7 protein-coding genes and 2 tRNA genes are annotated in these 7871 nt (G+C 68.2%); 7 read left to right on the top strand and 2 right to left on the bottom strand.

Annotated features, from left to right (window positions below; genetic code table 11):
- The first annotated feature begins 616 nt into the window (after window positions 1-616).
- Window positions 617-1234 carry a hypothetical protein gene (locus ACFHWU_RS28325; protein ID WP_416592183.1) on the top strand — a complete coding sequence of 206 codons (618 nt, stop codon included), beginning with the start codon at window positions 617-619 and terminating at the stop codon, window positions 1232-1234.
- A 25-nt stretch (window positions 1235-1259) separates the two neighbouring features.
- On the opposite strand, the gene ACFHWU_RS28320 is transcribed toward ACFHWU_RS28325, so the two are convergent.
- Window positions 1260-1333 (bottom strand) — tRNA-Gly (locus ACFHWU_RS28320).
- Window positions 1334-1488: 155 nt separating this feature from the next.
- Here ACFHWU_RS28320 and ACFHWU_RS28315 point away from each other — a divergent pair.
- The 6 genes from ACFHWU_RS28315 to ACFHWU_RS28290 all read left to right on the top strand — a co-directional run bounded on the left by ACFHWU_RS28315 (window position 1489) and on the right by ACFHWU_RS28290 (window position 6934).
- Window positions 1489-1562 (top strand) — tRNA-Pro (locus ACFHWU_RS28315).
- 165 nt (window positions 1563-1727) lie between these two features.
- Window positions 1728-3074 carry a trigger factor gene (gene tig, locus ACFHWU_RS28310; RefSeq protein ID WP_416557322.1) on the top strand — a complete coding sequence of 449 codons (1347 nt, stop codon included), beginning with the start codon at window positions 1728-1730 and terminating at the stop codon, window positions 3072-3074.
- Between the two features lie 214 nt (window positions 3075-3288).
- The gene (locus ACFHWU_RS28305; protein WP_416557321.1) at window positions 3289-3933 is read left to right on the top strand and encodes a ClpP family protease; all 645 of its coding nucleotides are present in this window, start codon (window positions 3289-3291) and stop codon (window positions 3931-3933) included.
- An 11-nt stretch (window positions 3934-3944) separates the two neighbouring features.
- Window positions 3945-4607 carry an ATP-dependent Clp protease proteolytic subunit gene (locus ACFHWU_RS28300; protein WP_123603014.1) on the top strand — a complete coding sequence of 221 codons (663 nt, stop codon included), beginning with the start codon at window positions 3945-3947 and terminating at the stop codon, window positions 4605-4607.
- 212 nt (window positions 4608-4819) lie between these two features.
- Window positions 4820-6109: an ATP-dependent Clp protease ATP-binding subunit ClpX gene (gene clpX / locus ACFHWU_RS28295; protein WP_416557320.1), complete on the top strand. Its 1290-nt coding sequence runs from the start codon at window positions 4820-4822 to the stop codon at window positions 6107-6109.
- Between the two features lie 27 nt (window positions 6110-6136).
- On the top strand, window positions 6137-6934 hold the full coding sequence (locus tag ACFHWU_RS28290) for a carbon-nitrogen hydrolase family protein (RefSeq protein ID WP_416569538.1): 798 nt from the start codon (window positions 6137-6139) through the stop codon (window positions 6932-6934).
- Between the two features lie 53 nt (window positions 6935-6987).
- Here ACFHWU_RS28290 and ACFHWU_RS28285 read toward each other — a convergent pair whose 3' ends face one another.
- Window positions 6988-7203, bottom strand: coding sequence for a hypothetical protein (locus tag ACFHWU_RS28285; RefSeq protein ID WP_416557318.1), 216 nt, complete (start codon window positions 7201-7203; stop codon window positions 6988-6990).
- Window positions 7204-7871 lie beyond the last annotated feature (668 nt).

The raw sequence follows: 7871 nt of genomic DNA, 5'->3' as shown, positions 1-7871 counted from the left end.
GTCACGGACGGGCGGGTGCGCGGTAAACGGTCATCCGGGTGGTACGGGGGTCAGACGCGGTACGGGAGTGCGACACGGGATCGGCTCGCGGCGGCTCCGGCACGCCCACAAGCTGGTGGGGCGCGGGTGCGCTGCTGCGCGCCGTGACCATGTACAACCACGCCGGCCCGCCGACGATTCCCGACCGGGTCCACCGACCCGATCCACTGGCCGGGCCGGAGCCTGACTGCCGCCTGGCGGCTGCGGGCCGGAGTGGGTGGCGCGACCATGCACAACGACCCCGCCCAACGGATCATTCCGACCGGGGCGGCGGCGCTCCCGTGCTGCCAGCCAGCGGCGCCGACACATCGGTACCCCCGGCGCGGTCGGGAGGTCCGTTAGAGTGGTTTCAACCCCGGTGCCAGCCTCGGCGGGCCGGTGCCGGGCCCACCCCGCGAGACGCAGCGGCCGTCGGCGAGCCAATGCGTGACCCCACCGTCACCAGCAGTGGAGAGGCTCCACCATGCCGGCAGATCGCCGAAGCCGCAGCGCCCGTGACTCCGCCAGATCGTCCGCCCGGCCGGCCACCCGGGCAGCCTCGCCGGGGACGCCGTCGGTTCGTCGCCTGGCTCCACTGGTGATCGCATTCGCGCTGGGCGCACTACTCGCTGCGCCGATCGGAGCCGTGACCGCAGGCGACTCCACTGACGCAGCTGACTCCGAAGCGCTCGACGACCGAGTCGCGCAGCTGCAGGCGCAGGAGGAGGAGCGGAACGCTGCCCAGATCGTGGAGCTGACCTCGCTTGCCCGCCGTACGCAGGAGAACCTCTTGCCAGTGCTCGACGGGCTGGCCGGTGCGGTGCCGGCGGGCCAACCGCCCGGTCCGGCAGCTCCCCAGTCAGACGTCGAAGGGTGGCGGGGCATCACCAGGGACGTGGTCGAGGACTTTGCCAACCCGCCGTCCGGTGGTACCGGCGTCAACATCGCCCGTTCCGGTCTGGCTGCGGCGGTACGGGCGCTCGATGCCGCGGTCGACACATACACGGCGGCGCTGGCCCTTCCACAGGATGACCGCGGAACTCTGCTGGAGCTCGCCGGCCGTCAGCGGGACATCGCGGTCACCACTTGGTCGGTCGCAGCGACACAACTCGACGTGCTCAACGTCGACGCTGGCAACGGGCACACCCACATCTTCCTCCCGGCCGCGCCGGGGCAGGGCGCCCTGACCGCCGACGGCGTACCGGAAGGGGAGTAGCGCCGCTGACCTGCGGCGGAGCTGATGGAGCGGGCGACGAGAATCGAACTCGCGTAATCAGTTTGGAAGACTGAGGCTCTACCATTGAGCTACGCCCGCGTGCGCCCCGGCGGGCAGGGCGCGCCGTCTAGCGTACAAGTTATCCCGGGTCTGCCGCACGGGGGTCCCGCCGGCGGCGCGGCGGGTTGATCCGACAGCTGGCGGGATACCGGCCGGCGCGGCGGATTGCCGACGGCATAGACTGACCGGTGCCACGGGGTGTGGCGCAGTTTGGTAGCGCACTCGCTTTGGGAGCGAGGGGCCGTGGGTTCAAATCCCGCCACCCCGACTGTCAACCGCCGGCTCGGCACCGGGCGAGAACGATCCGGCCTGCCGGCAGGGCCTACACTCGATGGGCTGTGCCATGCCACACGGCGGGGGTGGCTGCCTCGAGCAGCGCCCGGCGCCGACAGCGACGACCGGACAAGACTGACATGCATCAAGGAGTACGCCTGTGAAGAGCACCGTCGAGACCTTGAGCCCGACTCGGGTCCGGCTCGCCATCGAGGTGCCGTTCGTCGAGCTCGAACCGAGCCTGCGGAAGGCGTACCGGGAGATCTCCCAACAGGTCACCATCCCCGGCTTCCGTAAGGGCAAGGTGCCGGCGGCCGTGATCGACCAGCGGATCGGCCGGGGCGCGGTGCTCAACGAGGCCGTCCAGGAGGCGATCCCGCAGAACATCCTGGCCGCCGTCCGCGAGCACGAGGTGAAGACGCTCGGCCGGCCGGAGGTGGAGGTCACCGACTTCACCGACGGCGAGGCGCTGAAGTTCACTGCGGAGATGGACGTACGCCCACAGCTGAGCCTGCCGGAGCTCAGCACCATCGAGGTCACCGTCGACGAGCTGCAGATCGACGAAAAGGAGATCGAGGACCAGATCGGCGGGCTGCGTGAGCGGTTCGCCACCCTCAAGACGGTCGAGCGTCCGGCCCAGGAGGGCGACTACGTCCAGATCGATCTGGCCGCGACCGTCGACGGCGAGGAAGTGCCGGGCGGTTCGGCGTCCAACCTCTCCCACGAGGTCGGCAGCAAGCAGCTGCTGCCCGGCTTGGACGAGGTGCTGGTCGGGCTGGCCGCCGGCGCGGCGACGAGCTTCGTCACCCAACTGGTCGGCGGCGACTACGCCGGCCGGGACGCGGACGTCGCGGTGACCGTGCGTACCGTCAAGGAGAAGGAGCTGCCGGAGCTGGACGACGCGTTCGCCCAGCTGGCCAGCGAGTTCGACAGCCTGGAGGAGCTGCGCAACGACCTGCGACAGAAGGTCGAGCGGGTCAAGCGGGTCGAGCAGATCTACGCCGCCCGGGACAAGGCCCTCGACCAGTTGGTTGAGGCGGCTGACGTGCCGGCACCCGACGGCGTGGTCCGCGAGGAGGTCGAGCACCGCAAGCAGGCCATGACCGACCAGCTGGAGCGGATCGGGGCCTCCTGGGAGGACTACCTCGGCTCCGAGGAGAAGTCCGAGTCCGACATCGACGCGGAGCTGGCCGAGGCGGCCGGCAAGGCGGTCAAGATCCAGCTGCTGCTGGACACCCTCGCCGACGCCGAGGACGTCCAGGTCTCCGACGACGAGTTCGGCCACGAGATCGTGCACCGCGCCCAGCGGGCCGGGATGGCGCCTCAGCAGTACTACGACCAGCTGGCCCGGTCCGGTGCGGCGGGAGCGGTCTACGGCGACGTCCGCCGGGGCAAGGCACTCGGCCTGGTGATGGAGCGGATCACGATGAAGGACGCTGCCGGCAACCCGATCAGCATGGATGCCATCCGGGAAGCCAACGAGGCCGAGCACAACCACGAGCACTGAGCGTGACCGACCACGGGCTGTCGGCCGGGATGCACATGCCCGGCCGATGGCCCGTTCGTCGTAGCGGACCACCCGCCTGCTCAACCGGGGTGACCGCTGCACCATGTGTCGCGGCCCCCTGCGCTGTGAGCGAACAGCACCCTGAGAACGGCGCCCGGCCCGTTCGCAACGGTTAATGTCGGGCTTAACGACGCACGGAGAGCGAAGGGCTGCCATGACCGATCTGCACATCCCAGCTATGCCCATCCGGGTGAGCGAGGCCCGCGGCGGTGACTCACTCAGTGGCAACCTCGACGACACGGTCTTCAACCGGCTGCTCAAGGAACGGATCATCTTCCTGGGCAGCGAGGTGACCGACCAGGTGGCCAACCGGATCTGCGCCCAGTTGCTGCTGCTGGCCGCCGAGGACCCGGACCGGGACATCAACCTGTACATCAACTCGCCGGGCGGGTCGGTCTACTCGGGCATGGCGATTTACGACACCATGCAGTACGTCAGCAACGACGTGGCCACCATCGCGATGGGTATGGCCGCGTCCATGGGCCAGTTGCTGCTCTGCGCCGGTGCGCCGGGCAAGCGGTACGCCCTGCCACACGCGCGGATCATGATGCACCAGCCGTCCGGCGGGATGGGCGGTACCGCCTCCGACATCGCCATCCAGGCCGAGCAGATGCTCTACACCAAGCGGATGTTCCAGGAGCGGGTGGCGTTCCACACCGGGCAGGAGCCGGGGCAGATCGAGGCGGACTCGGACCGTGACCGCTGGTTCACTGCCGCCGAGGCGCTCGACTACGGTTTCATCGACCGGGTGATCACTGGAGCCACGCAGGTCCCGACCGGCGCTGGCACCCGCAACTGAGGAAGGCGACGATGACTGACCTGACCATGCCGCCCGGGTTCGCTCCGGTGCACAACCGGTACGTCCTGCCGTCGTTCGTGGAGCGCACCTCGTACGGGATCAAGGAGTCGAACCCGTACAACAAGCTCTTCGAGGACCGGATCATCTTCCTCGGGGTGCAGGTGGACGACGCGTCGGCCAACGACGTGATGGCCCAGCTGCTCACCCTCGAGGGCACGGACCCGGACCGGGACATCATCATGTACATCAACTCGCCGGGTGGCTCGTTCACCGCCATGACGGCGATCTACGACACGATGCAGTACGTCCGGCCGGACATCATGACGGTCTGCCTGGGGCAGGCGGCCAGCGCGGCCGCGGTGCTGCTCGCCGCCGGCACCCCCGGCAAGCGGATGGCGTTGCCGAACTCGCGGATCATCATCCACCAGCCGGCCACCGAGGGCGGCTACGGGCAGGGCTCGGACATCGAGATTCAGGCCCGCGAGATCCTCCGGATGCGGACCCAGCTGGAGGAGATGCTGTCCCGGCACTGCAACCAGGCGGTCGAGAAGGTCCGTAAGGACATCGACCGCGACAAGATCATGACGGCGGAGGAGTCCCGCGACTACGGCCTGGTCGACACCATCCTGACCAGCCGGAAGAAGGGTGTGCTGGCGGCCAGCTCGGCCAGCTGACGACGCACGGTCAGAGGTCGGCCGGGCAGTGAGTAGACTGGCCGACCTCTGACACACCCGATTTTGGGGGTCGGAGTTTGCCCCGCCAGCGGGTAACGTCGAGATGCACCGTCTGACGGAGTTGACCGGCGGCAAGGTGCTCGACACTGACGAGGCAGACTGTTCTTAGGCCAGGGCCGGCGAGACCGGCCGAGAGCGCAGGGAGAACGTAGGTGGCACGGATCGGCGACGGCGGCGACCTACTCAAGTGCTCCTTCTGCGGCAAGTCGCAGAAGCAGGTCAAGAAGCTCATCGCGGGCCCAGGGGTCTATATCTGCGACGAGTGCATCGATCTCTGCAACGAGATCATCGAGGAGGAGCTGGCCGAGTCCGGCGAGGTCAAGTGGGAAGAGCTTCCCAAGCCGATGGAAATCTGCCAGTTCCTGGACTCGTACGTGGTCGGCCAGGACCACGCCAAGAAGGCGCTCGCGGTCGCCGTCTACAACCACTACAAGCGGATCCAGGCGGATGCTGCCGGAGCGCCCGGGGCGAACGATGCCGTCGAGGTCGCCAAGTCGAACATCCTGCTGATCGGGCCCACCGGCTGCGGCAAGACCCACCTCGCGCAGACCCTCGCCCGGATGCTCAACGTGCCGTTCGCCATCGCGGACGCGACCGCGCTGACCGAGGCCGGCTACGTCGGCGAGGACGTCGAGAACATCCTGCTCAAGCTGATCCAGGCGGCCGACTACGACATCAAGCGGGCCGAGACCGGGATCATCTACGTCGACGAGGTCGACAAGATTGCCCGTAAGTCGGAGAACCCGTCGATCACCCGGGACGTCTCCGGCGAGGGCGTCCAGCAGGCCCTGCTGAAGATCCTCGAGGGTACGGTGGCCAACGTGCCGCCCCAGGGCGGGCGCAAACACCCGCACCAGGAGTTCATCCAGATCGACACCACCAACGTGCTGTTCATCTGCGGCGGTGCGTTCGCCGGCCTGGACCAGATCATCGAGTCGCGCACCGGGCAGGGCGGCACCGGCTTCGGGGCCCGGCTCCGGGCAGTGTCCGAGCGGTCCACCGACGACATCCTCACCCAGGTCATGCCGGAGGACATGCTCAAGTTCGGGCTGATCCCGGAGTTCATCGGCCGGCTCCCGGTGATCACCAACGTCCGCAGCCTGGACCGCGAGGCCCTGGTCCGGATCCTGACCCAGCCCCGCAACGCTCTGGTCCGCCAGTACCAGCGTCTGTTCGAGTTGGATAACGTGGAGCTGGAGTTCGACCCCGGTGCGTTGGAGGCCATCGCGGATCAGGCGTTGCTCCGCGGCACCGGTGCCCGCGGCCTGCGGGCGATCATGGAGGAGGTGCTGCTCTCCGTGATGTACGAGGTGCCGAGCAACCCGGACGCTGCCCGGGTGCTGATCACCCGTGAGGCTGTGCTGGAGAACGTCAACCCGACGATCGTGCCGCGGGAGTTCACCGGCCGGCGTCGGCGCGACCGCGAGGAGAAGTCGGCCTAGCCGCAACACAACCAGGGAGCACCGCCCGTGCGTGTCGCTGTCTGCCAGCTGAACAGTCGCTCCGACCAGGCCGCCAACTTGGCGACGGCGTACGGGCTGCTTTCGTCGGCCGCCGCCGGCGGAGCCGATCTCGCGGTTCTTCCCGAGTACGTCGACTATCTCGGCACTGCGGCAGGGCTGCCCGACCCCGAGCCCGTCGACGGCACAGTCGGACGGTTCTTCGCCGACGCCGCGCGCGAGCTAGGGATGTGGGTGGTGGTTGGCTCCTACCACGAACGCGGGCCCGACCCAGACCGTACGTTCAATACCTGCCTGGTCTTCGACCGTGACGGCGAGCTGGCCGCCACCTACCGAAAGATCCACCTGTACGACGTCGAGATTCCCGGTCGGGTCTCGTACCAGGAGTCGAGCAGCGTGGCACCCGGGGCCAACTCGGTCGTGGTGGAGTGCGACGGCATCCGGATCGGCCTGTCCATCTGCTACGACCTGAGGTTCCCTGAGCTGTACCGGCGGCTCGCGACCGAGCTGGGCGCCCAGGTTCTGGTTGTGCCGGCAGCGTTCATGCTGCACACCGGCCGGGACCACTGGGAGGTTCTGCTCCGCGCCCGGGCGATCGAGAACCAGTGCTACGTGTTGGCAGCCGGCCAGATCGGCGAGCATGAGCCGAGCCGTACCTGTTTCGGCCGCAGCATGGTGGTCGACCCTTGGGGCGTCGTCGTCGCCCAGGCGCCGGATGTCCCCGGCGTGGTGTTCGCTGATCTCGACCCAGGGCGGCTGGAGTCCATCCGGCGCGAGTTGCCGAGCCTGGCGAACCGCCGGCTCTGACACCGGGCGGGCGGCAAGCGCCGCCGGGACCGCCGGCTAGGTCGGACGCAGCGTCAACCACCAGAGGTGAGTACGCCGATCACCGCGAGGCTGATGATCGCGCCGCCGAGGATCAGCAGCGCCTTCGTCATCCGGGACGGCCCGCGAAGGATGAGCCGGTGGATCGAGACGATCACGGCCACCACCACCACAGCGCCGATCACGATCTGCCAGAACGGCAGCAGTAGGGCGGAGACGGCGTCGATGGCCTGTGGTCCTTCGACAGTCATGAGAGCCACTCTGACACGGTCGGCTGCGGCGCGGGGGCCCGGTGGCCAGGTCGAGGGCCGCCGGCGTCGTCGAAGGGGCGCACCGCAACACAACGCCCTCCTGCACCCATGGACCCCACGCCGCGTAAATCAACCGCCGGGCAGTTCGCCGAGTCAGGACCCGCACCCGTCCGGTCGCACCCGCGTTGACCTGCGCATATATGGATCTTGCCAAGAATCTTCAAGATCAACTTGCGTTCCGTCGCGGCGCCGCGTAACTTTCTCTCTGTCAGCGGGACACGGACAAAACGGCCGGAAACGCAGACAGCCAGGATGGGGCGGGTGACCGCCGAACCAGACTGGGCGGGCGGTGCGACTCACCGGCAAGCCGGGCTTGAGATTGCGAAACCGACCGGGTAAGGTAGGAAGCCGGCAGGGAGCCGGGCTGAGCCTCGGGTAACGAGGAGGGCCGGTCTGCCGGACCCCCGACCAAAGACAGTCGCAGAGCGGCTGGATCAAGCGCGGGGGAATTCGGGTGGTGCGAGAGAGTTGAAACTGACTCTTGACAACGCGAAACCAACCGGGTAAGATAGGGAAGTTGCCCGACGAAGGTCGGGTGGGACGGATGGCCCTGGTGGGGTTGCCTGCTTGGTGTGGGTGGTTCTGCTGGTGTGTGTTTGTTCTTTGAG

Source organism: Micromonospora sp. LOL_015 (genome assembly GCF_048060275.1).
Taxonomy (GTDB): domain Bacteria; phylum Actinomycetota; class Actinomycetes; order Mycobacteriales; family Micromonosporaceae; genus Micromonospora_E.
The sequence above is the reverse complement of the archived record's forward strand: the minus strand, read 5'-3'. Positions and strand labels throughout refer to the sequence as shown.

What these genes read in the sequence shown, in the direction of transcription:
- ACFHWU_RS28305 (WP_416557321.1), top strand. Translation starts at nt 3,289, where the DNA reads ATGACCGATCTGCACATCCCAGCTATGCCCATCCGGGTGAGCGAGGCC.
- ACFHWU_RS28300 (WP_123603014.1), top strand. Translation starts at nt 3,945, where the DNA reads ATGACTGACCTGACCATGCCGCCCGGGTTCGCTCCGGTGCACAACCGG.
- ACFHWU_RS28285 (WP_416557318.1), bottom strand. Translation starts at nt 7,203, where the DNA reads ATGACTGTCGAAGGACCACAGGCCATCGACGCCGTCTCCGCCCTACTG.